This window comes from Pseudoalteromonas sp. XMcav2-N, assembly GCF_024124545.1.
In the GTDB taxonomy this organism is placed as follows: domain Bacteria; phylum Pseudomonadota; class Gammaproteobacteria; order Enterobacterales; family Alteromonadaceae; genus Pseudoalteromonas.
In genome coordinates this window covers 118,498-144,638 of the sequence record NZ_JAMXSF010000018.1, presented here as the reverse complement: position 1 = coordinate 144,638, position 26,141 = coordinate 118,498, and the positions used below count along the sequence as shown (strand labels likewise).

Below are 26,141 nucleotides of genomic sequence, written 5' to 3'. Positions count from 1 at the left end.
TGGTAAAACAGCACACAGGCCGTAAAGATTCGATACGTGGTAAGTGCGTTCGGGCCAGCTTTGACGATGAATTCAGGGCAGAGCTTATCTTTGGTTAATGTCGTTAACGAAGTATGCTCTCACCCTGGGTGATGGATAAATCTTTTATTGCCATGCTCTTTGTAAAGTTCCCTAATTTAACAATAACCCAGACGAATAAAAAACCGCCAGAGATACTAAAACCAAATATCTCTGGCGGTTGTTTGTAACCTGAAAAAAGAGTGCAAAATACCAGCGATTTTATGTGTGCAAATGGCATAACCATGCAGCATGTTTGTACACAATAAAGTCTTAGCCTAACGCCTGAATACGGATTAGCCCGGGTATATTTTTTACACAACGACTCATTAAGTAATCGAATATTATAATTAAAGACCGCCGCTGATTGAACACCATAATTATTAATGGTTTGAACTTATGTTATTGATTAGATGATGAAACAACACTAGTAACAGAGAAAAAACAAACCAAAAGATCATCTTTTATACACTTAGATCACAAAGGTGGGACAGAGTTACAATTAGCCTTTTTAAGAGGTGAATAGCTTAGCTCTTGCGTCTGCTGAGTTCGTTTTTTACCGACATACAACTCGACAGTTGCACGGTTTTATGAAGAAGATAACTCTCTGAAATAATATGCAGACATACGCCGGCAATGATCTTATTATTTTACCAGTGCGTATTGCGTTAAAAACAACCGGATAAGCTAATGAGCGAACTCACCATATTTTATGATGGCACCTGCCCTTTGTGCGTAAAGGAAATGACCGCGCTGACCAAACGAGATAAGGCGCAGCGCATTAAAACCGTCGATATTTTCAGCGACGAATTTGCCCGCTACCCCGGCATTGACCCGGAAAAGGCAAATACAGTTTTGCACGCGCTGGATGCCAAAGGTAACCTGTTGCTGGGTCTGGATGTTACGCATCAGGCGTGGCGATTAGTGGGAATGGGCTGGCTGTATGCGCCACTGAGATGGCCTGTCATTAAGCCCATCGCTGATAAGTTTTACTTACTGTTTGCCAAAAACCGCTATCGCATTTCTTACTGGCTGACTGGTCAGTCCCGTTGCGACAGCGGTGTGTGTCGAAAATAAGCATCAGTGACTTAGTGTTCGTTGTTTGCCAGTATCACTGCTAAGCGTTTTTGCTCATTTGCTGAAAACAGCGCCTGTTTCAACATATCTATCTCAGCTTGCTCATCAGAACCGGTATAACCAGCAAGGAGTTCAGCGCGACGTTGTTTATAATCCGCTAGTCGCTGCTCCCAGTTAGTCCGTGTGCTTCTGGCTTGCATCAGGCGCTCTGCCGCTTCATCCCCATATCTGGCGCTGAGCTGGTTATAATCCATGGTTTGCCAGCTTTGTTGCAGCGTAGCCAGGGTTTGCGTCGCCACTATTGTCTCTCGCTCGTCCTGTGGCAGCTGGCTGATGTGTGCATTAATTAGTTCGCCCCGCGCCTGCACGCTGAGCGATTGATCAGCCAGAATTTGCCAGCGCTCCAGTGCCTGCGTGTTCCAGCGGTTCTCATCCGAAAACCAGGCTTCGAGCACGTCAGGAGAGAAATACTGTCCCTGAAGCGTTTGCAGTGCCTCAAAACGCTCGTGAATAGTAAGATTGCTTGGTATTTCCATTAGCGCTTGTTTGTAGTTCATGTAGTCATGCGCCAACTTTTGCAAACACACCGGTAAGCGACTGGTATAGTTAGCCCAGCTATGTTCCAGCTGCTCGCCTTGTAAAGCTAAGATCCAGTCATCAAGCTGATGTTTGTGTGCTTTGGTGACTGCGCCGCAATGCACTGTCTGTGCTGACATCGCGGCAACAAGTTGCTGATCATACGCGTATGGCGTCTCAGTCACTGGGCGTGCAGAAGCGACGGCCACTTTGGTGGATTCTGTATCAGCTTGCTGCATTGCCAAATACCACAGACACACACTGAGCCCGATACAACTAAGTGAAAGCAGACGCCGGTAACTCATAGATTCAGCCCTTTCAGACGACGAATATGCTGACGATAAATCGTGAGTGGATCCGTCTCGAATAAATGATGAACACCAATGGTCTGGTTAACCTGATCCAGATGATTCATCTTAAAGTCGTTACCAATCACATATCCCAGGTTGCTTGAGCAGGCCGATACCAGGCCATCATTGGCTTCATCAAATACACCTGAGAAGAGTAAAAGCGCATTGTCTGCAGGATCCAACAAGTTCGTCCAGGCACGGCTGCCACTCCACGAAAAATAGTAGACGCCATTGTCAGCCAGCATATCACCCTGAGCGCAATAAGTAGCTGGCACCCCTTCCGGATACTTTTGATTGAACGCAAGCGTGCCTTCTGTGGTCAGGGCCTCGAGTGCTTCAAGTGCATCCTTAGGTGCTGTAGGTTTACCCGACAATAAGTCAATTAGGCCAGCCAGACCATTGGCCAGTGACGCTAGAAACTGCTCAGAGAAGGATCCCTGGTCGACTCCACCGCGCACCACATCAGCGAAGCGACTGCCCCAGTTTACGCCGCCAATGCTGGTTACCGAGGCCACCCACTGAGGTTTTACCGAAGCGACATAACGAATGGTTTGCGCACCCTGACTGTGACCAATCAGGTTCACCTTGTCTTTACCTGTCAGGGCTCTGACAAGCGCAACCTGCTCAAGCAGTTGCTCACCTCGCAGCTCTGAATTATGTGCAGACGACACTTCAGCCACATAGACATTGCCGCCTTCCTGACGAATAACCGAGGGCACGCGATAGAAGTAATCCACGCCAAGCAGATTGTCGAAGCCAAAGAGGCCATGAACCAGTACCACTGGATATTCCAGCTCATCACTACTGTGCGCAAATTGTGCAAAGAGTGACATGAAACTAAGCAAAAGTGTCAGTGTTATTTTTTTCATTGAGTTGCTCCAAAAGTTACAATTTAGCAACAAAAGGCTAGCCCAAAGTGGTAAGAGGTCAAGCCTCACTGAGTAAAAAACACACGATCTTTTGTAAAACCATAGAGAAGACAACTCCTGACAAACCAGTGAGAAATCCTATGAAAAACATATACAATTGATATAAATGATTATTTTTATCTTCTTTACTCCCTCATTGCAATGCATAGCTTCTGCTTGTAGCCAGAGACAGGAATTAAAGTATTTACGTAAAAACCTTACGAAACTGATTTTAAACTGTGCAACTTTTGGGAAAATAGACTTTCAGATAGCACTGAGTGGGAAAAGCACGTGAATTACCACCCCCTTCGCCGGTGGAAACAGTAATGTACCGATATAAACAGCTAATGGGTGACAAGCTGATGATTCATTGAGCCAATCAGCTGCTTGCTGAGACGGCGGTCATAGAATAGCAGGGCTAGATATGCCTTAATATCAGGGGAACAACCGAAATCGCGGTGCTGATGAAACTATCTGAATTTACTTAACAAGACGGGAGCATTATCAAAAGTGAGTAATAGGGGAGACCCTATTACTCACAATGACATTTATAGTTGTTTCAAGAAACGCTCAGCAGAGGCGAGTTCTCGTTTTTGTAAAGACAAGCAAGTGTTTAACCTGAGTTCCGCTGCAGGTAAGCTTTTGCCCATCCCAGGGAATGCCTCTACTTTCGCTTCATAGAAGGACTTAATATCTTCCAAGTCTTTCTCATGGCATTTTGGCATTGAAATATAAGGGAAGAAAGCGACTACATACGGTGGGACACGTTGTGCGACTTGCTCAAAGTTTTCAAAAATCCATTGGTTCAACTTTGCTTTTCGCTCTGGGCGATAACTTAATCCTCTCAGTACTGTAGGCGTGTCTGATGCCGTTAATTTACCAGTTAACAAGTAGCTTTGTACTTGAGACTGAAGATTCTGTTGATTGAAGTAACCAAGGGCAGATAATAATTTTACACGAACACTGGGGGTAGCAGTTTGTTCAATCGTTGATTTAAATTGATTGAGTAGTGCCTGATCACCAAAGTAAGCCGCAATTTCAAGGTAAGTGTTAGTTAAATAAGGATCGACTTTACTGGGGTCTTTGAAGAACTGAGCTGTTTGCTTTTGTGCTTCAGCGATAATGTTAGGATTTTGCACTTCAAAAGCAGCCAGTCTGAATACTCTTGCTCTTAACTCGGAAACGGTGTCAGATTCCCCAACCTGTTTCTCGAAGCCATATCGCTCAATTGCGTCAGATACTTTTTGAGAAATTAAAGACCGCCACTGAGATTGATTTTTCTCAGTCTCGAAGGTGTGCATATTATTTACAATCTCTTTTAACGCACTGGCGGCAACCTTCGGATGGGCATCATCAGTGAATGCATTAAGAGAAGCAAGCAGGGTAAAGGCATTAACTTTACCTGCATCCATAAGTTGCTTGGTTGTTTCTATCAAAGAGAGCTTTTCACGCGTGTTTAACGCTTTATCTGCCTGTGTCAATACAGCTTGATACTGTGTTTCTGGCATGGACCACAGGTAGTAGCCAATAGCATTGTCATTTGGATACACCCAGGTAGGTTCAAAATCGAGTGTAACTGATTGAGTTTGCTTAGTTAACAATACTCTTTTGGTGGCTACATTCCCTTTGTTATCACCATACTTGATAGAGACAGGAACTTTCCAAAGTTGCTCTTTGGCTTGCTGACCTTTAGGTATAAATCGTGTCTGACTCAGCGTGATAGTTTTGCCTGACTGAGTGAAATCGATTAAAGGAAAAGAAGATTGAGAGACAAAAGAACCCAAGACGCCCGGGACATCTTTTTTAGAGACGGCCTCAAGTTCAGACCATAAATCTTTTGCTTCTGCATTTTTATAGGCGTATTTTTTAATGTAGTTCCGCATGCCTTGCTGGAAGACTTCATGGCCTATCCACTCTTCAACCATAGTAAGCACAGCACTGCCTTTAGAATAAGCAAGACCTAGTCCATCCATAATATCGTCAGAGTTATTTATCGGCTTACGGATAGGCTTAGTGGTGACCATCGCATCTCTTAACATGGCATCATGCTGCGGCAACAATAAATCACGTTCTAGCTCAGGGTATAACTTGGTGACTATTTTTCCACCAATCCAAGTAGCGAATGCCTCATTCAGCCACATGTCATTCCACCATTTCAAGGTCACCAGGTTACCGTACCATTGATGCGCAAGTTCATGTGCTATAACGTATAAATGTGTATCAAACTCATCGCGAGATTGCGTAATGGGGTCAACAAGCAGAATTTCTTCGCGGTAGGTAATTAACCCTGCATTTTCCATTGCACCATAAGGAAATTCTGGTAGGGCAACTTGATCTAGCTTTTTATACGCATAAGGAATGTCAAAGTACTGCTCCAGTGCTTGAAGAATTTTGGGCGTTTCTTTAACCGCAGAGTCAGCAATGCCAATTTTTCCATGTGGTGTCACAATATTGCCCGGAACCGACATTTTTTCAACGGGCTTTTCCTCAAAAGGTCCTACAGCCAGAGCAACTAAGTAAGATGACAGGGGCGGAGTTTTATCAAAGTAGTGCGTTGTTTTCCCATTATTTGAACTGGTCTTAATCACTGGGGTATTTGCATACACTTTTTGTGAGGAAGGAGCGGTAATGGTGAGCTGAAAAGGAATTTTAAATTCAGGCTCATCAAATACAGGGAAGGCACGCCTTGCGTCACTCATCTGGAATTGTGTAAAGAGGTATGGTACGCCTCTATCCATTGACTTATATAGGCCAACGCTTTGACGGTTGTAAGGCGCATCGAATGCAATTTTTAGGGTGTATTTCCCTTTTGGGATCAGCGTGTCACAAGCGAGTTTCACTTTGCCTGTCTTCAACATCGTATCTTTTAGATCGCATTGCTTATCGCCGAGTAGTTTGGCAAATTCAATCGCGTAGTCGAGCCCGTTTAATTCAATAAATTGAGTCTCTTCTAAAACTTGAATATCAATGGCGGTTTGCCCTGAAAAACGCTCTTTAGATGGGTCTACATCTAAGCTAACATGCTGTTGTATTGGTTTGGCAACCTTGGCTAAGCGGTAGTCTTCGCTCATATTTGCTGAAGTAGCAAGAGAAAGAAAAATGGCAGTAGATAAAAGAGTGCGCTTGAACATTAATTATCCTTTTTTGTTGTTATACACAATTATCTACACAAGCGGTATGAAGTTAAAAGTCAATTCTTATCTTGAGATTCAAAATAGCGCCACCCGCCAAGCTCAAAAAAACACTAAGAAACTGTTTTTAAATGGCTTTATCTAATTAAAGGTACAAAGGGAAGCTCCGACGTATACATAAATATTATGTAACAGAGTTTTTCAAAGTATTTTCAATAGAGTGTGTAACTCCACCCAATCTGGTACTGTCCGGTAATAAAACCATGCGACCTCAAGGTCTCCACCGGAGTTACAAAGTCATCCATTACAGATCTTTTTGAAGTGGCTGTTATTGTCACCCCCACTTGAACTCCCAGAAGTTAGTACCGTTCCACCTTAACCCTTTGAAAAATTGAAGAACGCTTTTTTCTCTTAATTTACAATATATATAACGAAAGACCCCTGATAGTCCTGCTAGCATCAATTCGATCATCATAGGTTCAAGGAAGCCTTCACACACCTTAGTTTCAGTATGTTTACGCCATACTTGCTCACCACTATAAATAGCGTAAGAAATGTAGAAAAACGCCATACTGGCTACAAATGAGCTATAGCAAAGCCGTCTAAAGATTTTGGCCACATTGATCATGTTATTTACCTAATCCCTTCACTCTGAAACCACGTGATTCTAATCTTCATCCCCTTTCTTACTTTTTATATTCTGATCCCAATCAGGTGGCAACTGCTCATCTTTATATATGTAAAAAATGACTTGTATAATAGAGATTAAAATTAGGGCCAAAACCAATCCACTCAAACCGTATAGCCACCATTCAATCAATGCGAACGTTAGCAGTAATCCAGCATATAACACTCTTATTTTTTCTGCTCCAACAATAAAAACAGTTATCAGTGAAACGAAAACCAAAAACAAAGAACAATGCTTCAATATACTGAGTCTTTCCTGCCGTTCAGCAAGCTTAACCCTGAGCAAGGCCTCTCTTTTATTATACTTATCATCAATAAATTGCTGAGCTTGATCTTCTTCAAAAAACACTTGCTCTTCAAGCGACATCCCCAACTCTTCTTCTGAAACAAAGATATCGTTCACTGGCCTGTCCAGCATTTGCACTACAGTAAAAGAACCAGCGAGTAGTAGTAATAATAAAATCGTTTTAACTTTTAACATTCAACAGAACACCACTTGTTTTCTTCATTACACTACTGTCAGCATACTCATACGCTGAAATAGGAAACACGGCAACTCGATGCTTGGAACATAAGACGAGTTTATCTTTTAGCTCGTATTCAAACGCTATGATTAAAATCGTACATTCAGATGTGAGGTAGTTGAGGTCGATAAGATTCTGTAATACAAGAACATGCCCCACCTAAGTTTGGATAAACAGACATCACAAAACAGAAGAGGTGCCAAGTATTCACTCAGAAACCATTCGCACAGAGTCAGGTTGGCCCGCTGCATTTTGTGCTGTTGCGAACAGCCTTTGATCTGCTAATGTCAACGCATAACAATCACTTTATCCGATAAGCATACCCGTCTCTTCTTTGCCATTGGCATAATCTTTCACCCTCAACCCAGTAAGTATTACCTAAAGGTAGACGGCGCTCATTCTGTACGCCAGTTTCAGGTGGCTGCTCTTATCCTTGCTTGATTGCGGTTACACTCGCGTTGCTCCGCTCTTCTCGTTGTTAAAACCACCATTTCTTCGCAATTCTGACCACTCTTCGAAAGATAAAGTAGTACTACCTTTTTATAAAAACCATAACCATCTGATAAATATAGATTTTAAACTTGGTACGTTACTTGTTACGTATGATGTTATCTTCACAATGACAAAGCATAACGGAACTATCATGTACAAAAACAACAGAGTCTTATTATCCACCTTATTCTGGTTTGGCACCTTACTGTGGTCGTCATTGGTAAAAGCTGAGCCGGTAGACAAGCTAATTAAGGCACTGATGAAGGAAAGGCATATTCCGGGTTTACAGTTAGCAGTAATTAAAGACGATAAAATTGTTAAGCAAGGCAACTATGGCTTTGCAGACTTACAACATCAGGTGTCTGTGACGGAAAAAACGCTATTCCCAATTAATTCAATGACAAAAGCCTTTACTGGTGTTGCTATTGTGCAATTGGCAGAACAAGGTTTTCTCAACATTGATGACGAAATTGGCAAGCATTTACCCGATTTACCAGAAACATGGCAGTCACTGAAAATTAATCAACTAATGGGGCACACTGCGGGCTTACCTGAGATCCTGGCAGCTAACCGAGGCCTCGAAACACTTATACCTCACGATGCCGATGCATCCTGGCAGGAAGTCCAAAAACACCCGCTTCAATTTACGCCCAACTCACGTTTTAGTTATAACCAAACTGGTTATGTAATTTTGGGCAAGCTCATTGATAAATACATCCCAGAAGGGTTTACCGCTTTCATTACAAGCATGCAGCTAGAACGCGCTAAGATGCCAAAAACTGCACAAGCAGGCTTCGACTACCTGGAACGTATGGTACCAAACCAGACTCGCCAGTATACTCATTTAAGCGAAAACAATTATAAAAACTTTTACGGTGAGTTTCCGTACATTTTAAGAACCGCAGCGGGGATGAGCTCAACGGCAACAGAACTTGCCAACTACATTGTGTCATTACAACAAGGTGAGTTGGTTAAAGATCTCAATCTCTTATGGACACCCGTTAGACTTAATAACGGACGTACTGAAGGGTTTAACAACCAAGAAAATGGATATGCAATGGGCTGGCAGGTGAACCAGCGAAAATACCACAGTGCAGTCAGCGCAAGCGGTGCGAACGCCGTTACCATGATCATATATCCAGAAGACAAAGTTTCAGTGGTAGTACTGACTAACCTATTAGGCAGCTTACCCATTACTTTTGTCGACAAAATTGCCGCTTACTACATCCCGGGTTTCAACGATGAGCACAAGCAAATTGCCTACCAACCCATGACTTATTTAAAATCTCTGACAGATAAACAAGGGTTTAAAAACTTCGCCACTGTATTAGCAAAAGCGCAGCTTGACACAGGCGTAACATATGATTTGGAAGTCCTGGTTGAATGGGGTAATAGCCTGGTTAAAAGTGGTCGAGTTGATGATGGCATTGCCGTTTTTGAATTCGCGCTGACGCAAAATAGTGAACAAGTTTACTACCACAGTAGTGTTGCTGAAGCCTATGAGCTAAACAAGCAATATTCACTGGCATTAAAGTACTATCAGCAAATACTTGAGATAAATCCACACAGTGCGTATGCCAAAAATAAAATCACTGCCATCAAGGGCTATTTATAACCCAGGCATTTTTTCCGGCCCGTAAAAGGCAGGGCCCAATACATATTTTGCCGCCGTGGAAGATACGCGCAAAATAAGGTTGAATGAGTGGCGATATAGCCCCGCCACTCATTTTGGCTATAACCGGATAACAGCGGCCAGCCGCTTTTTAATTATTGGGTGCGTTGTTGTTTGATAAAATTCCGTCAGCTTCTCAACATTCTCTTTGGATAGCGCATAGTCTGCCCGTTCATACACTCTTATAAATGCATCGATGGCATTAACATCAGACGTACCTGCCAGACTGGCAATGACCTGATCCTGATACGCTTCGTTGTGTGCAAGCGTACCTAGAGGTAGACGGCGTACATTATGTACGCCAATTTGGGGTGGCTGTCCGTGTAAACTTCTCTACTTACTTTGTAACTTACTTGCGCCTACCTGCGAGTGTGGTCCCTTAATTTACAATAAATGTAACGAAAGAGTCCGGACAAAAAAGCTAATACCAGACCAATAATTAAAGGTTCTGAGAAGTCATCACATATTTTAGTTTCAGTATGCTTACACCCTACTTCCTCACCACTGTAAATAGCGTAAGATACGTAGAAAAACCCCAAGCTAGCTGCAAACGAACTAAAAGAAAGCCTTCCAAAGATTTTTATAACATCACTAACTTTATTCACCTTGCCTAATTGCCTTTACTCTGTTGTCAATGGTTCTTCTAAAGCTTGAATCGCCAGTTTGGTGTGGTTTCCCTTTTAAAATTACGCAACCATTCAGGGCGGCTAATGAGTGCTACCTAAAGGTGGATGGCGCGCAGCCTGCACGCCTGTTTTAGATAGCTGTCCATGTTACTCATTCATAAAAAAATGCCCGTCATTGACGGGCGTTTTTATCTTAAATATCAGTCATTCCAGTTGTTGGCTTACTCGCCGCCTTTTAACCAGTCAGACTTTTCGTAGGTGTACTCTATATTAAAACTGCTGTCCGGGAAGAGGGTAAAAACCAATCCCCAGATCTGCTCATTGGTTGTTTCCAGTAGATTATCTCGAAGGAAAAAGGCTGCTTCCTGCAGATCAATGTCGGCCTGAATAGGCAAGTCTATGTGAAGCGGGGGACTTGTCTTCTGATCTTCATAATATTTCCAGACAGTACTAGCAGTAGCGCCATCCCCAATCTCTAATATCATTTCCAGTTTATCAAACTTCTCTTCCGCTTCAAAATGCGCAAAGAGTACGTTTCCTAGAATATTATACGCTTGCTCTGTATTCATGCTATAGCACTACCTAACGTTGTCGCGAAAATCTATATCTTTTTTCATTACCGCAAAAATAACGCGAACCACAAAAACAATTGGCCGTGTTGATATTGGATTGTCAGGGTACCCAACTTTTATATCAACGTACACCCCTTCCCATCTTTTAACGCCTGACCCGATTCACGCACCATTGATCAATATAAATCTCGATTGAGCTCACGAGTCATTGGTACCAGGTTGATCTTATTACCAAACTTCAGCGACCCCCACCCATAAATTCATTTGTCAGCTCGGGGGCAAAACTACAATGGAAATGCAAGATTATTGAATGCAGCGCTTCCTATAAGCTCCGAATAGTGAAGCTTATAAGTTTAATTATGAAATGCACAAAAAGACTCCAGTCGTGGTTCGGTGCTACTCAGCTGCAATTATGGCTTATTCTCTAAATCAATATGAGCCAGGTAGTGTTGATACACTGTACCATTCATAACGTTTTTGGCACCCACAATTTTGACTACCAGCAATTGAACCAATCCATATTCATGTATCAGCTCAAAAAACAATTCGCTCCTGACTGCGATAAAGCTACTACAGAAGCCGAGTAGTCATAAAACAAGTCACTGAATAATTTAATAAAAATATCTAAATCAGTTTTACGAAGGCCCAGTTTACTTCACACCTTTGTCACCTCTGCTACCAACCTGTCAGTAAGTGATAGCTCTCCCATGTGAAGCGTGTTGGAGTTCATAACAGCAGGTATTAAGGAGATTGTTTTACCCGCGTCTTTATGAAAGTCGATAAACGGATGCAGGCAACTTAGCAAGCAGAGTTTGTAAGGGGCAACGGCCACCAGGGAGAGTGACCGCCACCGAATACTGATGACCGGAGAACCGGTGTTAGTGATTAGAAATTGCTGTAACTCGCAGTCGATTGATTAAATTCAAATACTGAAATTTGTCCGCAACGAGCGAAATGGTTAATACTGCTGTATGGGGTGTCGGTCTGGTTGATATCACCTTCCCAGCCCTGGCCATTTTTCACAAAGGCTTTGATCTCAAACCAGCCATTATGTGTCTGAGCGCAGTCCATATCAACGTCCAGCATCCAGTAATGGGCACCCCATTGGTTTAATGGCGTTTCGCCATATCCATTGCTTTCAACCGTGGCTTTGGCTCCCCACTCTGTGGGCCACAAGTTGGTGGTCCAGTCCAGTGCGCTACCCTGCGCATCAGTGCTTTGTGTGGCCTCAGCTCCGTGCCAGTCGAGGTAACTATCACCCTGTTTCCAGCCTTGTGTTGTTGGATTCTTCAGGTTGTTATGACGGATCGGCATCGCACATTGCATCGGGTCTTGTGCACAGTCTCGGCCCAATGTCGCGGCAAAAGCATGATCCAGTCCGCCGCGGACAAACATATCCTGCCCTGCCGCCGTTTCGGCTTTAATGAAGACCACAGTTCGCTGCCAGTCACCCGCAGGAACATCCGGGGTATCACCAATTTTACTGTTGTGGTGTATTGCAACTGCACTCATGGGGCTGACATTGATACTGGCAACGCCACTTTGCGATACCGTAATTTGACTGCCTAAGCAGCCACTACCTGCAGTATTTTTTCCACCGCTCAGTACATCGCAGTACACACCTTCAGCAAGACCGGTTTGTAACGTTTGATTGAGCGACCCACCTTCACGGTTAATTGCGACAAAGCCTTCACTGCCTCGCGAAAATGCAATCTGGTTATTACCATTGTCCCACCAGTTGTTTACGGTCCAGTGGCCCGTGGTGTTATTTCTGAAATCCATGGCTCCTGCGATCATGCCGCGACGGTGCTCACACTGCCACTCGTTAGCAAAGCAGTTAAGGGTGTTACCCTGGTGTACAGAGCTTCCCGGAGGGCCAGCATCACCGTCGTGGTTAAAATCATAGCTCGACATCACTTTAGGGTAGCCATATGGGAAGGCAAGCATAAATACGTTAGCCAGATCATAAAGTGCGCCATCCTCATAAGTCACCACATTTCCGGCCCCGCCGTGACCTCGTTGGTTATCATGATTGTCTACAAAGACCACAGCAAGATGACTTGGCATCATACCCCAGGCTTCACCAAAGCTGTTTAGCCAGGCCAGTTTGCCCGACTTAAAGGTATCCCCTAACTTGGTGCTGTACTTGAATTCTGTCACCAAGCCATTACCAAAGTATTCATCTGCTCGTACAGCCTGACCACCTTGGTCGATCACTTCCTGGAAGACCAGGGGATCACCATTAACCTTGTTCATGATTGTCGCAATGTCCGATGCAGCCATGTGCTTACTGGCATCCAGTCTGAACCCGGCTACGCCAATTCCGACGAGATCGTTAAGGTAAGCTGCCAATGTATTCTGAACATAAGTTGCGGAGGTGTTTAAGTCAGCCAGGCCAACCAGTTCGCAATTCTGTACTCGCCAGGCATTGTTGCCATAATCAGCGTCGTTAATGGCGCACGTTTCGTGGAAATCTTGTGGGCTGTAAATAGGGTAATGTTTGTCACCAAAAGTGCTGCCGGCCACACCCGTGCCACTGCCGTGTGCCATATGGTTGATCACTGCATCAACGTAGATATTTACACCAACAGCTTTACAACGCTCCACCATATCGGTGAACTGGGCACGGCTGCCACTGCGGCTCTCAAGCTGATAGCTGACTGGCTGGTAACGTGTCCACCATGGCGCTCCTGTAATGTGTTCACTCGGCGGAGAAACCTGAACCGCGGCATAGCCTTTAGGACCAAGGAAAGTTTCACATTCGGTAGCGATGTCCTGCCAGGACCATTCAAACAAATGAACAAAAGTTGTGGGGGTTGCCAGTGCCTGAGCGGACAGGCCCAGTCCAGCAGTGATCAGCGCAGTGTTCAACGCTTTAAGTGACTGTTTAATCATTGTGTGCTCTCTGTTGTTGTCATAACGATAATATTTACATCACGGTAACAATATAGAGAGATCCGATTAAACGTCTATTGAATACGTATGCATAAAAACGCGCTAGTCTATTCACCACACAATTCGTTCAAAAAGCACACAAGAAGGTGCTATTTCAGCCAAACCAGATATTTTGAGCAGCCGAACGATGTAGTTCTGGAACGCTTAAAAAGCTTGGTCTATTTGCCTGATGAGGTCTTTAGGAAAAACCTTAACCTACTGATATTTATACTTTGTCACAAAAAAGCCGACTGTAATTTCTTGCCAGTTGCAGAGCTTCTGGTAACACTTTTCAACATCACCGTGTAGCGAGTCACTTATGATCCTAAAACAACTCAGATTAAGCAAGCACCTGACTCAGGCCCAACTGGCCATGATGTCGGGGCTAAATATCAGAACCATTCAACGCATCGAACAGGGGCAGAAGCCAAGCATGGAGTCATTAAAATGTCTTGCTGCTGCACTGGAGACCGATATTGATACATTACAAAAGGAGTCATTTATGCCAAATCAAGACGCATCTATCCGCCCACTGCCTTTATGGCTCAGAGTGTGGTTTTTTCTGGGGACGTTTCAAAGCCAACCCGACAGACAACTTCTGACACGCCTTGAGTTTATACTACATGGCTTTGGTTTGAGCTTTTGCCTTATGGGGCTGTTCAGCGAAGCGGCGCTTGTTGGTGGATTGCTATTGCTCGTCAATGCGTATTTCATTCGCTACAGCAAATATCTGGGAGATAAATTCGCAATCTGGCAGGGAAGCTAAGTTAACAGGCAATATGTTTTAAATACTTATTTTACTTCCGCCCGTACCTGTAGCGATTACAAATTTATACACTTATTAACGGAATATTCCGCCCACACCTCTTAACTTAAGACACACTGAACGTGCAAGTGGGAACACTAATGAGTAAGCGGATCCATGGTATTGACCTTGCCAGAGCATTGGCAATTTTTGGTATGGTGGTCGTTAACTTTAAACTCGTTATGGGCGCGACCACGGGCAGCACTTTGTTGATATCAGCAAGTGCATTATTCGAGGGTCGCGCTGCCGCTTTGTTTGTGATACTTGCCGGAATTGGTCTGGCACTGAGCTGTCGAAAAGCCCATCATCACACCCTGCTGCAAAGGAAACAACTGCAAAATAAAGTGGCCATGCGTGGCATCTTACTACTCTGTCTGGGGCTGCTTTACCTGCCTGTCTGGCCTGCTGATATTCTGCATTTTTATGGCTGCTATTTTATCCTGGCGTCCTGGTTATTATTTGCGTCCCATCGTACCTTGCTTGTACTGTGTGCAGTGATTGTCTCAACGTTTCCAGCTCTCTTACTAATCATTGATTACTCCCAGGGCTGGCACTGGGAGACCCTGACTTATCTTGAACTGTGGACACCCCAAGGGATGCTTAGGCGCATTTTTTATAATGGCTTTCATCCTGTTTTCCCCTGGTTCGCGCTGCTGTTGTTTGGCATGTGGCTTGGTCGCCAACCTTTGCATCAGAGCGCAACCCAGAAGCGATTGTTTAAAGCTGCACTACTGGTGTTGATACTCATTGAAAGCGCATTTTACCTCTTACGTATGATGGCGCAAAACGTGGGTATACAGGGGGAAGAAATCGCCTTTTTACTGAGTACAGGCCCTATTCCCCCCTTACCCCAGTACCTGATCTCTGCTACCGCCAGCTCAGTGATCATCCTGATCGTATGCGTCAGACTGGCACAAAGCTATCACCACACAGCGGTATTTCGCTCTCTGGAGGCGACAGGTAAGTTATCACTCACATTCTATATTGCACATATTCTCATTGGCATGGGTACATTAGAAGCACTGGATATGCTTGGAGGCCAATCCATAGAACATGCCTTGGTGAGTAGTCTGCTTTTTTGCTTGTCATCCTGGCTGTTTGCCACTCTATGGCACCGACGATTTACTCAGGGGCCCGTCGAGTGGCTATTCAGACGCCTCATTGCACGCGCAGAAGCCTGTTCAACCCGGATCATGCGCGTAAATAATACCGAGTAAAATATTCTCACACTGAGTAAACGCTCCCTGAACCAATCTGTACAAACACCTAAAGTCTTGATTAATAGATATATTTCATTTGGCAAGCCACTTGCAGCCTTGAGTATGTTAATTCTCGCAATCAAGGAGTTATTATGAGCACTAATAAATCGGCTGCTAACCGTCAGACAAGCAACGACCCCACACACCCTGTTTCAGATCAATTGGCTGAGTCACTACATTCCACCGTCGATGCCTTGCACAACACGGCAGCCAAAACGGAAGAGCAGTTAAGAAGTAAAAGCGATGCATCAGGTCAGGCCATACAAGTACAAAAACGCCTTCTCGAAAAAAATGGAATGCCTCAGGGGTCAAACAATACGCAACAGAAAACCCCGTGAAAACCGCGGGTATTGCATTTGGTGCCCGTGTTCTTTTTACCATGCTGTTACGGAGTAAGTAACATGAGTGCGTCATCAGACAATAGCGCAAAACAACACCGTTCGGTAAGTGTGGGTGCACAGTTGAAAGGGCTATTACGAGAGGGTAAGTCTGTTACCTCCAGTTATGTTGATGTCACCCGCGCTTGTGCAGCATTGCTGAAGGCCAAACTTTATGCCCATTTTAGAACCATTCTGGCCTGTATCATCCTGATGATGATATCTGCACTACTTATCACTGCAACCTGGTTGTCTCTTCAGGGCTTGGTTGCCTATGCAATGATACAGGCCGGCCTGAGCTGGTTTGTATCTGCCGGGCTACTGATGGCGCTTAACCTGGCACTGATTTACTACCTGATCGTAGCTGCAATACAACTGTTCGATAAAACCACCAGCGATCTGCTTGATGTGTTTTGATTCATGATTTTCAAAGGACGCTATGATGAACAGGCTGGCACGTTTCATTTACCAAAATGCACACAAAGAGGCACAGCAACAACAACTGCGCCTGATGAAGCAGTTGTATCATGCGCAGTTTAATAAAAGGCGCTTTTGCCACAAAGCCAACGCTATGGCGAGCACACCTGAAGGTATTGCACTGTTGGCACTTGGCGGTGTGCTGTTGTTCAAAAGCAAACACAAAATTTCAGTATTACGAAAGCTGGTCATGCTCAGGCGCTTGATCCGGCAAACATAGGCGGCCATGCGACTCTACGTCTGCAGTCTAACCCTTAACAAAACCTGGCCTGAACATTTTATAAGCTATCTACATGATATAAAAACTAATAAAATGTACCTTTATTGCTCCAGATCAAAAGGTGCTGTTATTTTACCTTAACGATTAATACTTTTTTCTGTCATTATTAATGGGTAATTTTAGTCTCAATAGATTACAAAACCCGTTCTTTATCATTAATGTAACTAAAAGGAGTATTAAGATGTATTACATTAAGTCTCTCACAACCACGCTGATCGCCAGCACCGTTTTTTGCACTTTTTCTGCCGCAACTTTGGCTTCTGAGTCACCTTCATACCGATTTATCGATCTGGGTACACTGGGAGGAAGTGAATCGGCAGCGCTCGATATAAACGACCAGGGCGTTATAGTCGGTTGGTCCACCCGTGATAACAATATGGACTGTACTTCCCCGGTCAGTAAACCAATGAACTGTGAATATGCGTTCAAGTATCAAAATGGCGCCATGATTGATCTCGGCCACAGCCAGGACACAGTACAGTCTTCACATGCAGTAGCCATAAACAATCACTCAGTCGCCGTGGGGTATGAGATTTTACGCGGCGTTAACGATGACACAAAAATGGGGGAAAGTTATCATCAACCAGTCAGATTTGAGCAAGGCGCTCCCCAAGCTCTGCCGGTACTGAGTAGCAAACCACTGGACAGTGCCATGGCTGTTGATATCAATGACCAGGGCAAAATCATTGGCTGGGCAGACAATCAGAGCGGCCAGGATACTTTAGTATCCTGGCAGGACAATGCCATTTCGGCAGAAGCACCACACAACACCTATTATCGTCGTGCTACTGGCCTGAATAATCTGGGTGATGTCGTCGGCTTTGAGTATGAAGTCTGGTCGTACAAACCCAACAGAGCCTTTATTTATAAACACGGACAGGTATCGGTGATAGATGAAGGTGAAGGCGTTATGAGCGAAATGAATGCAATCAATGACTATGGCATGATTGCGGGCGCTAAGATGGTCCGTGCCATGACCCCACTGAAAGCAACCATCTGGTATCCCTCTATGCTTGGGGGTGTTGCAGAACATGTTGTAGGCGGACTACAGCAAACATCACGCGAAGAATCAGCTTTCAATGACATTAACCGCTCAGGTACTGCCGTTGGTTTCTCATCGACCTCTGACACCATACAGGCCACTGTTTATTATCGAGGCAAGCTCTATGATTTAAACCGACTGGTTTCAGCACCGGGCTGGCTGCAAACAGCTGAAGCAGTGAATGAACGTGGAGACATTGTGGGCATTTACGTTAACAAGGACAACCAGCGCCGTGCCTTTTTGTTAGAAGTACAGTAATCACGCGCCCCTGAGGCGTTAATTAGCAACTGGATCCCTGGCCGTGAGGTTTGGTCAGGGATCCCACCATATTCACTGCTTCCCTCCTCTCTCAAATAAAAAATTTTCGACTAAACTGAAATGAAACTTGGTCAGGGCAGGTCTTGTCGTTACAGCAGCATGTTCAGGTGGCAATTGGCTACCAATAAGTACGGGCATTGAACATGCTGCTGAACTACCTTTCCACTCTATGACAACAGCAATTATGGATCGGTAACCGCCATACTCTGTTTGGCACACACTCAATGAGGAAGATAAAATGAAAGCACTAACGGGGGCCGCTATGGCGGTCATGGTTGCAGGCCTGGTAGGTTGTAATGCAACAGACAATTCACCATCCAATGCAGCAAACACAGGTACGAGCGGTGCAAGCACCGATCTGGTACATTGCTATGATGTGAACGTTTGTGGTGGTCACAATGACTGCAAAACTGCCAACAATGCCTGCTCTGGACAAGCCAGTTGTAAAGGAACTGGTTTCGTAGCTATGCCAGGTAAAGCGTGCGCAGATGTGGGCGGTAAAGTAAAAGACAAATGGGTCGGTTCTGTCGCCAAGTCAGATCTGGTGAAGTGCCATGATGTTAATATCTGCGGTGGCCACAACGACTGTAAAACTGCCAATAACGCGTGTGGTGGTCATGCCTCATGTAAAGGCACGGGCTTTGTAAAAATGCCTGTCAAAGCTTGTCAGGATATCGGCGGCAAAGTCGAAAGCTAATCGTTCCGTATTACAATTTACGGCCCAGTTTTAGCTTGCGATACTAATAACCAGCATCGCAAGCTAAACAAAGCCACTAGCCCAAATGGACCTTACTTTGAACACATCACCTCCCTATCTGGGTTTTGGCCTGGGACTACGCACCTGCTATTTTGAAGACATCATAGACACTCAGCCTGAAGTCGACTGGTTTGAAATTATTTCAGAAAACTACTTTGTTGAGGGTGGCAAGCCCTGGCACTATCTTGATCAGATAAAAGAGCGCTACCCCATAGCCATGCACGGTGTCTCGATGTCAATTGGCAGCACCACAGAGGTCAATTTCGACTATCTGAGAGATTTGAAGCGCACCATAGAGCGCATCCGCCCTGTCTGGGTATCTGACCATCTGTGTTTTTCGTCTATTGGCGATTTTAATAGTCATGACTTGTTGCCACTCCCTTACACCGAAGAGGCACTCACACATGTATGCGATCGCTTGCGAATTGTTCAGGACTACCTGGAGCGCCCACTGATTCTGGAGAATGTCTCCAGCTACCTGACGTATCATCAATCTCAGATGACTGAGTGGGATTTTCTCGCATCGCTACATCAACAGTCCGGCTGTCAATTTTTGCTCGACATCAATAATGTCTATGTCAGCGCCAGAAATCATGGCTTTGATGCCATGGATTACCTCAATGCGATTCCACAGCAGGCTGTTGCACAGATCCATCTGGCAGGCCACAGTGATTTTGGCAGCCACATTGTGGATACACATGATCAGCCAGTCTGTGACGCAGTATGGCAATTATTTCAGCGTTACGCACAATCTCGCTTACCTATCAACACAATGATCGAAAGAGACGATAACTTTCCGTCTTTTGATTCTCTGATGGCCGAATTAAATCAAGCAAGAAAGCTTGCCCCTGTGAATTGGAGAACTAATGACTGAACTGGCCAGAATTCAACAAGCGTTTATGGCCTTGCTTAACGGCACTGATCAGGATTTGATTAACCATATTGCGCCACAACCCGGTTTGGATGCCGAGCACAGAGCCCTGATTTACCAAAATGCTTACCGCATTCGCCTCACCAAAGTATTAGAGCAAGATCATGAGATGCTGGGGCGCTATCTGGGTGACGATTTGTTTGATGAAATGGTGACAGGATATTTGGCTCAGTATCCCTCAAATGACCCTTCTTTGCGGCATTTTGGCGACAAACTTCCCCACTTTCTTGCCAGTCAGCTGCCCTTTTCTGAACATGGGATCCTGAGCGAAATAGCGTTGTTTGAGCGCCAGCTGCTACAGGCGTTCGATGCCCCTGACACAAAACGCCTGACATTGTCTGAAATTCAGCAGATCCCCTCAGATTTATGGCCGAATGTTGTTTTTTCTTTGCACCCAAGCGCACGACTGCTGCGTTGTCAGTTTGCCGCGATTGAAAGTTGGCAAGCACTTAAACACGGGAATCCGCCCCCTTCGCCAGAGCTTGAGTCTGAACGCTTTTGGCTGGTTATTCGCGAGGCCGATCTGCGCACAGCCTTTCATCCTTTATCTCAACATGAGTATCAATGCCTGCAGTCGATGGAACGGGGTTTGCCCTTTAGCTTCGTATGCGAGGCCGCAGCTAATATTCATCAAGATGCTGAGGCAGGTACACTCGCAGTCATGCAGTTATTACAAAAAGCCCTCACTGCAAACTGGCTAGGTAACTATCAGCTGCCATAAAACGCCACTTTTAAATGGACCAGAAACTCTATGAAGCTTAGTGAAAAAATCCGTCTATATCAGCTCAGCCTTATCGCCAGTATGTTATTTGCCTTTGTCGGTTTTGCCTATAATGCCTGGCGGCTGGAAGTTTCGGAGCAAAACAACAATATACGTACCGCTTGTTTCGAGATGTTGAAGGAGCTCGCACAATTAGAGCAGCTGATTTATGTCGCCCATTACGATCAAAATAAAACAGAGGGTAGCCCGCGAAAAGGGTGGATCAGTGTCGGGTTAATCAATGACTTCAGTTATCTTACCAATGGCGATCTGCAACAAAGTGCCAGAACACTGAAAACGACCTGGAATAACAACTGGCAAAATATTTACGCCAGCACCCAGGCTGTCGACCTGGTCGTTAAGGACATAGATAGTGTTCGCAGTGAAATCAAACTACTACTTAATGACCTGGAGTGATTTGACCATGTGACTCGTTCATTACCGGCAATCTGACTTCAAAACATGCACCGCCCAGTTCAGCATTTTCGTCACTAACCCGAACCGTGCCATGATGCTTGATAACAATCGACTGAACGATTGCTAAGCCAAGCCCACATCCACCAGAATCTCTGGAGCGACTAGGATCCAGCCGAGTAAATGGCTCAAAAATACGCGCCTGCTTTCCAGGTGGAATGCCTATGCCATCGTCAGCTACGCGAACAACGACTTCGCCCCCTTGAACTCCAGCCTTTATGCGCACGCGAGATCGAGCAAAACGGCCCGCATTACGCATTAAGTTGGTGAACAGACGTTTCACTTGTGCCTCATCTCCCTGCCAGTGTATATCGACGCTATCCAGTTCAAAACCGATATGGGGGTAAAAAGGCACGACTTTATCCAGCGTTTCCTGCAATACAATATCCATATTCAGCGCGGTCAGATTTGGTTTGACTGAGTTGTCTTTGACTCTGGCATAGTACAACAACTCACTGACCAGACTTTCCAAATCGTTCAGTGACTGACTCAGGCTGGTATGAAGCTCACCTCGTTCATCTTCACCGGCTTCCTCCAGCATATCCAGTGCGAACTGCATCCGCGCCATTGGACTACGGAACTCATGTGCCACGCCATGAAGCAGGTCTCGCTGTAAAGTGATCCTGGCTTCTCCTTCACTGAGCTGAGCATCAACAAGCTGCGAAAGCTGTTGCAAACTGGTGTTCAAATCCTGTGGTTGGCTCAAAGGTACAGGCATCTTGTTCAATCGTGCCACTAAAGCCTGACGCTCTTTATTGATCACATACCAAAATATCAGGAGTAGTAACAGGTTAAGGCAAGCTGATACCAACCAGTCAAACCAGTCGACCAGAAAATAATACATGTTCTGTTCGACCAGTGGCCCAACCTCGAGCACATCCTTATCGCTTAACACAAAATAGACGGTTGCGTTTAAGTAATCCACCAGCCCATGCTTATTGTGAGGCAAGGCTAACTCAGCCAGTAGATCCTGTGGGAAGTACTCATCATCACGCGCCACCAGTAGCGCCGATGTGTCATATTGCGCCTCCAGCTGCATTTGAATACCCGATAAAGGTAAACGCTCAGGGTCTGTAAGGACTGCAGAAATCTGAGCTTTCACATCTTCCAGAAACTGATTTTGTGTTTCGGTATACTGGGTTTCTATGTCAATAAGTAAGGTATTACGTACCGTAAAAGCGACCACACTATTAAGCACAATTGCTACGGCAATAAAGGCGAACACCCGTAAAGTGTTAACTTGCAATCAAATATCCCTTGTTTCTTATAGTTTTAATTATTTTAGGTTCCTTAGGATCGTCGCCAAGCTTTTTACGCAACCTGGAAATACGTAAATCAATCGAACGATCCATGCCGTCAAATTCCAATTTAAAGAGCGTTCGATACAGCTCATCCCGCGATAGAATTCGCCCGGGTGAGCTGGCAAGTAACCACAGAAGCTCAAACTCAGCACTGGACAGAAGAATTTCTTTATCACCACAGGTTGCCTTACGTTTGGTCAGATCCACGCATATCTCTCCTTCATGGATAGTTCTGACATGCTGACTGCTTTGCGCCAAGAGCATATCATGACGCCTGAGCTGGGCCCGAATATGTGCAAGCAGTACCCGGGGTTTAACTGGCTTACACAAGTAGTCATCCGCACCAACTTCCAGGCCGGTGACTTCGTCTATGTCGTCTACCAACGCAGTCAACATGATAATTGGCCCACTGAAACTCCCTCTAATCTGACGACAGATACTTAAGCCGTCTTGGCCTGGTAACATCAGGTCAAGTACCAGTAAGTCCGGAGCAAATTCTCTTACACGCTCCACTGCGCCGCTCCCCTGGGCATAACATGAAACACAGTAGCCATTTTTTTCAAGAAACAGAGACATCAACTGGGTCAGTTCTGTGTCATCATCTATCAGTAGTATTTTTTGTTCTGTTGTCATTTATCGCCTGTTCAAACACGCTTCGTACATTTTGATATTAAACTCCCTGGCGTATCGATAAGCCTCTGAGCGCGCTTTTTTATCAGCTTCGCTACGTAGGGTATCTCCTGTTCCGGGCATAACTTTAACACCGCACTGAGCCTCCAGCTCTTTGAACGCTAGCTGCTCAAACCCGGGCACAACAGGTCTTCTTCCCGTCGTATAGTACAGACGGAAATCTTCCACGGCCAGGGCCTGAGACACCGCCTGCTCCAGTTTACTGTCTGTATTGGTAGCGTGTTTGCTCATGCCCTGACACCCCGTTGTTATGCCTGCGGCGAACAAAGCGATCGCTGTCGCAAGTTTACCTGCCATACTTTTTTGCTCCTAATCTGATACCACAACACAAAATCACGATCCACAGCACACCAAATAAAGTACCTCCAGAGCCCCCATTATCAAGCGATTGCGCTGGAGGTTCAGGTAGCGGCTCCGGATCTGGCTCTACTGGGGCTGCCGCCACTGTTACTTCAACCTCGCCAGTAGCACTGCCGCCATTGCCATCGCTCACTGTATAGCTAAAGGTCTCTACGCCTGAGAATGTGCTGCCTGCGGTATAGACTAAACTGGCCGATGCAATCGTTACTGTTCCTTCTCCTTGATAGTCCACACTCGATATACTCAGCGTATCTCCATCAACATCACTGTCATTACTGAGCACAGACAACACAACCTGACTGGCCTGAAACGCAACATCAGCCCTGTCGTTTATTACGGTCGGCTCATCATTCACCGCAACCACTGTGATTTCGATACTGAACTGCTCACTGCTTTGATTGTCTTTGGTCGCAGTAGCAGGCACAAGCAATTGCCCATTGAAATGCTCATCCGGGATCACTGTCGTACCGTCAAGGGTATAGTTGTCGCCCGCCATCAAAGTGACAGAGTCAATAGCTAAGTCAAGCGCAAAGGTTAAGTCCTCTTTCTTGACCGTTAACCGCTCATCCTCATTAACCGAAAGCGGATCCTGTGACTGAAATACGGGAATGATGGGCTCTGCCGGGCCATCGAAGTTAACGGTAAAATTTCCTGAATTGATCGCAAAAAAGATATTGTCCGAGCAATTCACTCTTACTCTGGCTTGATTTGTACTGATGGCGGACGTGATCAACACATCCTGTTGCCCATCATTATCTACTCCGTTTGCCAGAGAAGTCGGAAAGCTCGCACCACCATCTGTTGAGAGGCTAATGCTGACTCTGTTGCACGACACCGGTGCATTTTGGGTATTTGCTGTATCCCAGGTAACAGAATGAGTTGCGGAGTCCCACTGGCTGCTGCTATCAGGCTGCGTCACTCTGAATCCGGTGGTCGAGTTCACAACGGTCACCTGCATCGCATCACTTGCAACGTGTCCCTGGCCATCTCTCACAGCAAGCCGAAAATTAAGCGTTCTGTTGGTCGTCGGGTAAGTCTCACCAAGCACGGTGCTGTTGGTCAGAATATCTATTAATCTGGGAAAGGTTCTTACAGGTTCAGAAGTAGGGTCAAACACCCTGAATAATGGGCCCGTCCCTCTGTCAATGGCGTCCTGATCAGGACTGCTGGTTGACGCTCCCAAATCGAATTGTTGCCAACTGAAACTGAGCGTGTCTGAATCAGGATCTGTTGCGCTGCCAGTCAGGGTAAATGGTGTAAGTGCCGGAATGAAATAATCACTCCCAGCGTTAACCACCGGGCTTTGGTTTGTCAATCCAGTTCGGCTACCACAGGTATTTCCAACCCCCTGACGAGTGACTTCAACCATCTGTTCGATAGAATGCAAATGAAAAAAGGGATCTGAGTTTTTTTGTAGGTCCTGAGAACCACATATACCTGTGTATCCCATAATGGTGGAACCACTGGCCGGCTCAAACGCAGAAAGTCCGGAGCGATTTCCCTGGCAGGCTCCTACTAAGCCGTTGAAGGTATGCTCAGCGCCAAGTTGATGACCAATTTCGTGGGCTACATAATCGATATAAAATGCGTCTGATTCAGGTACAGGGTTGCCAGTCAGGCCCGCTGCTTTTTGAGAGGTGCACACCACCCCTAAACCGGCAACTCCACCACCCTCGGTTACCACTAAATGCCCGATATCATAATCTGACGCACTAATCACCGCCTCTATGGCATCAGTAATGGTATCACCATCAATATCCTGGTCTGAGTTAGTAAAGGGATCAGTCGCTGCATCAAGAAATATCAGTTGATCATTATTTGCCACCAGTTGAAATGTAAGTCCCACATCTCGCGCATATACCTGATTGACCCGATTAACCATAGTGACGAGCGCAGCCAATGCAAGTGCGCGTGTGCCGCCATGATAGGCGGTATATTCCCCCGTCGCTGTAACAGCCAGGCGATAGACAATCCGTTCAGTGATCTGGCTGGTTTGCATCAAGTCGTCTGGTCTTTTTTCTAAAGCTTCTGATAACTCAGGGAAACGTATTGGTGGATGGCGCTTAATTTTAACCGGATTGGCCTGCTTCATAGCATGTGTGAAATAATAACTGCGGTACTGTTCAGTCCCTTTTACTGGGTCAATGTATACCGTTTTTCCACCATGCTCAAACATCCCAAAGAACCCTTTTGGTGATATATCAAAGGATCCCAGGTTATCCGGTTGGCCAACTTCCGCCCCATGAAATGTCATTATCTGGGGGTATTTGCGAGCAAGTGCCGGGGCCATAACCTGGCTGGGTTTAAGTCGATATGTGACGAACTGACCTGAGGGTAAAGGGAGTGCCATATCAACAAAGTCGGAGGTTGTAAGCAATGCCTGGACGCTGGCTTTATCTAACATCAGAGTTTGCTCTGTACTCTTAAGATTGATTTGCGGGTTTTGCTCAAGCAAGGTCCAGTGAGCCTGGCCGATAGAATGGACCGCGATTGCACTTTGGCAGGTGAAAATCAAAAGCAGGCACATCAGTGAGAGTTTATTCATGGTAAGCCCCGTCGGATTGTTGTCATTGCGGTCATAATTCAACCATACAACTACAAGCATAGACTGTAAGTAACCATTTGTAGGCGCTTTGTATCAGGATTGATAAATGTACCTAAAGCAATAACTAACTTGATAATATTACGCAAACCGACTTAGGCG

General features: G+C 45.3%; 22 protein-coding genes. 12 read left to right on the top strand and 10 right to left on the bottom strand.

All coding sequences use genetic code 11. From position 1 onward, the window contains the following. Positions 1–747 precede the first annotated feature (747 nt). Entirely contained in the window at positions 748–1,134 is a 387-nt protein-coding gene (locus tag NH568_RS20075; RefSeq protein WP_253050261.1) for a DUF393 domain-containing protein, read from the top strand. Between the two features lie 11 nt (positions 1,135–1,145). Here the strand turns inward: NH568_RS20075 and NH568_RS20070 are convergent, their stop codons facing one another. The 4 genes from NH568_RS20070 to NH568_RS20055 all read right to left on the bottom strand — a co-directional run bounded on the left by NH568_RS20070 (position 1,146) and on the right by NH568_RS20055 (position 7,267). Beyond that, positions 1,146–2,015, bottom strand: coding sequence for a lipase chaperone (locus NH568_RS20070; protein ID WP_253050259.1), 870 nt, complete (start codon positions 2,013–2,015; stop codon positions 1,146–1,148). After that, the gene (locus NH568_RS20065; RefSeq protein WP_253050257.1) at positions 2,012–2,929 is read right to left on the bottom strand and encodes a triacylglycerol lipase; all 918 of its coding nucleotides are present in this window, start codon (positions 2,927–2,929) and stop codon (positions 2,012–2,014) included. The genes NH568_RS20070 and NH568_RS20065 overlap by 4 nt, the downstream gene beginning before the upstream one ends. Before the next feature lie 587 nt (positions 2,930–3,516). Next, the gene (locus tag NH568_RS20060) at positions 3,517–6,099 is read right to left on the bottom strand and encodes a M1 family metallopeptidase (protein WP_253050255.1); all 2,583 of its coding nucleotides are present in this window, start codon (positions 6,097–6,099) and stop codon (positions 3,517–3,519) included. Positions 6,100–6,766: 667 nt separating this feature from the next. Beyond that, the gene (locus tag NH568_RS20055; RefSeq protein WP_253050253.1) at positions 6,767–7,267 is read right to left on the bottom strand and encodes a hypothetical protein; all 501 of its coding nucleotides are present in this window, start codon (positions 7,265–7,267) and stop codon (positions 6,767–6,769) included. Between the two features lie 686 nt (positions 7,268–7,953). Between NH568_RS20055 and NH568_RS20050 the strand changes: the two genes are divergently transcribed. Continuing rightward, positions 7,954–9,417 carry a serine hydrolase gene (locus NH568_RS20050; protein WP_253050251.1) on the top strand — a complete coding sequence of 488 codons (1,464 nt, stop codon included), beginning with the start codon at positions 7,954–7,956 and terminating at the stop codon, positions 9,415–9,417. A gap of 904 nt (positions 9,418–10,321) precedes the next feature. Here the strand turns inward: NH568_RS20050 and NH568_RS20045 are convergent. Both NH568_RS20045 and NH568_RS20040 read right to left on the bottom strand, forming a co-directional pair. Next, positions 10,322–10,669, bottom strand: a complete 348-nt coding sequence (locus tag NH568_RS20045; protein WP_253050249.1) for a hypothetical protein — start codon at positions 10,667–10,669, stop codon at positions 10,322–10,324. An 888-nt stretch (positions 10,670–11,557) separates the two neighbouring features. After that, complete coding sequence (locus NH568_RS20040) at positions 11,558–13,567, bottom strand: alpha-amylase family protein (protein WP_253050247.1); 2,010 nt, start codon at positions 13,565–13,567, stop codon at positions 11,558–11,560. Positions 13,568–13,925: 358 nt separating this feature from the next. Here NH568_RS20040 and NH568_RS20035 point away from each other — a divergent pair, with 358 nt between their 5' ends. The 10 genes from NH568_RS20035 (at position 13,926) to NH568_RS19990 (ending at position 21,029) form a co-directional block, all read left to right on the top strand. Beyond that, the gene (locus NH568_RS20035) at positions 13,926–14,372 is read left to right on the top strand and encodes a helix-turn-helix transcriptional regulator (protein ID WP_253050245.1); all 447 of its coding nucleotides are present in this window, start codon (positions 13,926–13,928) and stop codon (positions 14,370–14,372) included. 140 nt (positions 14,373–14,512) lie between these two features. Continuing rightward, on the top strand, positions 14,513–15,628 hold the full coding sequence (locus NH568_RS20030; protein WP_253050243.1) for a DUF418 domain-containing protein: 1,116 nt from the start codon (positions 14,513–14,515) through the stop codon (positions 15,626–15,628). Between the two features lie 134 nt (positions 15,629–15,762). Further along, positions 15,763–16,008 (top strand): hypothetical protein, encoded by a 246-nt coding sequence (locus NH568_RS20025; RefSeq protein WP_253050241.1) that lies wholly within the window; start codon positions 15,763–15,765, stop codon positions 16,006–16,008. 63 nt (positions 16,009–16,071) lie between these two features. Continuing rightward, positions 16,072–16,464 (top strand): hypothetical protein, encoded by a 393-nt coding sequence (locus tag NH568_RS20020; protein ID WP_253050239.1) that lies wholly within the window; start codon positions 16,072–16,074, stop codon positions 16,462–16,464. Between the two features lie 22 nt (positions 16,465–16,486). Next, on the top strand, positions 16,487–16,744 hold the full coding sequence (locus tag NH568_RS20015; protein WP_253050237.1) for a hypothetical protein: 258 nt from the start codon (positions 16,487–16,489) through the stop codon (positions 16,742–16,744). A gap of 241 nt (positions 16,745–16,985) precedes the next feature. Then, complete coding sequence (locus NH568_RS20010) at positions 16,986–18,104, top strand: DUF3466 family protein (protein ID WP_253050235.1); 1,119 nt, start codon at positions 16,986–16,988, stop codon at positions 18,102–18,104. A gap of 298 nt (positions 18,105–18,402) precedes the next feature. Beyond that, a complete protein-coding gene (locus tag NH568_RS20005) occupies positions 18,403–18,861 on the top strand; it encodes a hypothetical protein (protein WP_253050233.1) in 459 nt (152 codons plus the stop codon). Between the two features lie 97 nt (positions 18,862–18,958). Continuing rightward, the gene (locus NH568_RS20000; protein WP_253050231.1) at positions 18,959–19,795 is read left to right on the top strand and encodes a DUF692 domain-containing protein; all 837 of its coding nucleotides are present in this window, start codon (positions 18,959–18,961) and stop codon (positions 19,793–19,795) included. Further along, the gene (locus tag NH568_RS19995; RefSeq protein ID WP_253050229.1) at positions 19,788–20,573 is read left to right on the top strand and encodes a DNA-binding domain-containing protein; all 786 of its coding nucleotides are present in this window, start codon (positions 19,788–19,790) and stop codon (positions 20,571–20,573) included. Before NH568_RS20000 ends, NH568_RS19995 begins: the two co-directional genes overlap by 8 nt. 30 nt (positions 20,574–20,603) lie before the next feature. Then, positions 20,604–21,029 carry a hypothetical protein gene (locus NH568_RS19990; RefSeq protein WP_253050227.1) on the top strand — a complete coding sequence of 142 codons (426 nt, stop codon included), beginning with the start codon at positions 20,604–20,606 and terminating at the stop codon, positions 21,027–21,029. Here NH568_RS19990 and NH568_RS19985 read toward each other — a convergent pair. From NH568_RS19985 to NH568_RS19970, 4 genes are read right to left on the bottom strand one after another with little or no spacing between them, the layout of a single operon-like run. Then, on the bottom strand, positions 21,013–22,332 hold the full coding sequence (locus NH568_RS19985) for an ATP-binding protein (protein WP_253050225.1): 1,320 nt from the start codon (positions 22,330–22,332) through the stop codon (positions 21,013–21,015). The two genes, NH568_RS19990 and NH568_RS19985, sit on opposite strands and share 17 nt — an antisense overlap. Next, positions 22,322–23,020, bottom strand: a complete 699-nt coding sequence (locus NH568_RS19980; RefSeq protein ID WP_253050223.1) for a response regulator — start codon at positions 23,018–23,020, stop codon at positions 22,322–22,324. Before NH568_RS19980 ends, NH568_RS19985 begins: the two co-directional genes overlap by 11 nt. Further along, positions 23,021–23,374, bottom strand: a complete 354-nt coding sequence (locus NH568_RS19975; RefSeq protein WP_253050221.1) for a hypothetical protein — start codon at positions 23,372–23,374, stop codon at positions 23,021–23,023. Further along, the gene (locus tag NH568_RS19970) at positions 23,364–25,982 is read right to left on the bottom strand and encodes a reprolysin-like metallopeptidase (RefSeq protein WP_253050219.1); all 2,619 of its coding nucleotides are present in this window, start codon (positions 25,980–25,982) and stop codon (positions 23,364–23,366) included. Before NH568_RS19970 ends, NH568_RS19975 begins: the two co-directional genes overlap by 11 nt. Between the last annotated feature and the right edge of the window lie 159 nt (positions 25,983–26,141).

Bases quoted from the DNA above. Each gene is read 5' to 3' on its own strand.
- NH568_RS20075 (WP_253050261.1), top strand. From the start codon at position 748: ATGAGCGAACTCACCATATTTTATGATGGCACCTGCCCTTTGTGCGTA.
- NH568_RS19970 (WP_253050219.1), bottom strand. From the start codon at position 25,982: ATGAATAAACTCTCACTGATGTGCCTGCTTTTGATTTTCACCTGCCAA.
- NH568_RS20045 (WP_253050249.1), bottom strand. From the start codon at position 10,669: ATGAATACAGAGCAAGCGTATAATATTCTAGGAAACGTACTCTTTGCG.
- NH568_RS20065 (WP_253050257.1), bottom strand. From the start codon at position 2,929: ATGAAAAAAATAACACTGACACTTTTGCTTAGTTTCATGTCACTCTTT.
- NH568_RS20015 (WP_253050237.1), top strand. From the start codon at position 16,487: ATGATGAACAGGCTGGCACGTTTCATTTACCAAAATGCACACAAAGAG.
- NH568_RS19980 (WP_253050223.1), bottom strand. From the start codon at position 23,020: ATGACAACAGAACAAAAAATACTACTGATAGATGATGACACAGAACTG.
- NH568_RS20035 (WP_253050245.1), top strand. From the start codon at position 13,926: ATGATCCTAAAACAACTCAGATTAAGCAAGCACCTGACTCAGGCCCAA.
- NH568_RS20005 (WP_253050233.1), top strand. From the start codon at position 18,403: ATGAAAGCACTAACGGGGGCCGCTATGGCGGTCATGGTTGCAGGCCTG.
- NH568_RS20070 (WP_253050259.1), bottom strand. From the start codon at position 2,015: ATGAGTTACCGGCGTCTGCTTTCACTTAGTTGTATCGGGCTCAGTGTG.
- NH568_RS20010 (WP_253050235.1), top strand. From the start codon at position 16,986: ATGTATTACATTAAGTCTCTCACAACCACGCTGATCGCCAGCACCGTT.
- NH568_RS20060 (WP_253050255.1), bottom strand. From the start codon at position 6,099: ATGTTCAAGCGCACTCTTTTATCTACTGCCATTTTTCTTTCTCTTGCT.
- NH568_RS19995 (WP_253050229.1), top strand. From the start codon at position 19,788: ATGACTGAACTGGCCAGAATTCAACAAGCGTTTATGGCCTTGCTTAAC.
- NH568_RS20025 (WP_253050241.1), top strand. From the start codon at position 15,763: ATGAGCACTAATAAATCGGCTGCTAACCGTCAGACAAGCAACGACCCC.
- NH568_RS20030 (WP_253050243.1), top strand. From the start codon at position 14,513: ATGAGTAAGCGGATCCATGGTATTGACCTTGCCAGAGCATTGGCAATT.
- NH568_RS20050 (WP_253050251.1), top strand. From the start codon at position 7,954: ATGTACAAAAACAACAGAGTCTTATTATCCACCTTATTCTGGTTTGGC.
- NH568_RS20020 (WP_253050239.1), top strand. From the start codon at position 16,072: ATGAGTGCGTCATCAGACAATAGCGCAAAACAACACCGTTCGGTAAGT.
- NH568_RS19975 (WP_253050221.1), bottom strand. From the start codon at position 23,374: ATGGCAGGTAAACTTGCGACAGCGATCGCTTTGTTCGCCGCAGGCATA.
- NH568_RS19990 (WP_253050227.1), top strand. From the start codon at position 20,604: ATGAAGCTTAGTGAAAAAATCCGTCTATATCAGCTCAGCCTTATCGCC.
- NH568_RS20040 (WP_253050247.1), bottom strand. From the start codon at position 13,567: ATGATTAAACAGTCACTTAAAGCGTTGAACACTGCGCTGATCACTGCT.
- NH568_RS20055 (WP_253050253.1), bottom strand. From the start codon at position 7,267: ATGTTAAAAGTTAAAACGATTTTATTATTACTACTACTCGCTGGTTCT.